The sequence below is a fragment of the Dellaglioa sp. CoH-57-MRSF-21 genome, from assembly GCF_056781915.1.
Window position 1 is genome coordinate 1 of the sequence record NZ_JBXAXU010000036.1, and the last position, 604, is coordinate 604.

The following is a 604-nucleotide window of genomic DNA, read 5'->3' on the forward strand; positions in this document are numbered from 1 at the left end:
AAAGGCCCTGAAGGGTCAGCGTCTTGGGTGCTACTGTCGTCCCAAGCCTTGTCACGGTGACTATCTGGCGGCCATCGCCAACGAAAAACGAGGACTTTTTGCATGACCAATTTTCTGAAAGAGACGGAAGAAGCAATTGCAGACTCCGGCCACGTTCCTGAGGACATCATTTTTATCGGCTCCCGCACAACCGGGCATTCGTGCACATGGGACGAATTTCAGACCATTGCCGACTTCGAATACGATTCTGGTTATGGTGGGCAAGAGGTTGTGAGTGATATCGAAATCGTGTTTAACGACGGACAATCCATGCATCGGGGTGAGTATGATGGCTCCGAGTGGTGGGAGTACTCATGCCCATTCGAAACGTCGCAGACGCTGCATCCGATCCAACACCTGCGGGACCCACAAGGATGTAGCTGGGTCAGCCTTGCCGAAGCTAACGAGCCACTTCGGAGCCCGGCAGCGGAGGAAGATGCCGCATGAACCTGCATGAATTTCGAGCTGACATGGTTCAGGCTGTAACGAATTTCGTTCTCGACTACGAGAAGGATCGTCAGACGCGCAATCAGACACGGGTGCGCGAGGCATCCGAGTGGTTGCA

Annotated in this window: 2 protein-coding genes; both read left to right on the plus strand. The window is 54.0% G+C overall.

The features are described from left to right. Positions 1–7 precede the first annotated feature (7 nt). Positions 8–106, plus strand: a complete 99-nt coding sequence (locus tag AC1RPQ_RS07765) for a DUF4326 domain-containing protein (protein ID WP_481762226.1) — start codon at positions 8–10, stop codon at positions 104–106. Beyond that, positions 103–486 (plus strand): hypothetical protein, encoded by a 384-nt coding sequence (locus AC1RPQ_RS07770; protein WP_481762225.1) that lies wholly within the window; start codon positions 103–105, stop codon positions 484–486. The genes AC1RPQ_RS07765 and AC1RPQ_RS07770 overlap by 4 nt, the downstream gene beginning before the upstream one ends. The last annotated feature ends 118 nt before the right edge of the window (positions 487–604 follow it).

Excerpts from the sequence above, each read along its gene's own strand:
- AC1RPQ_RS07770 (WP_481762225.1), top strand. The coding sequence starts at position 103 with ATGACCAATTTTCTGAAAGAGACGGAAGAAGCAATTGCAGACTCCGGC.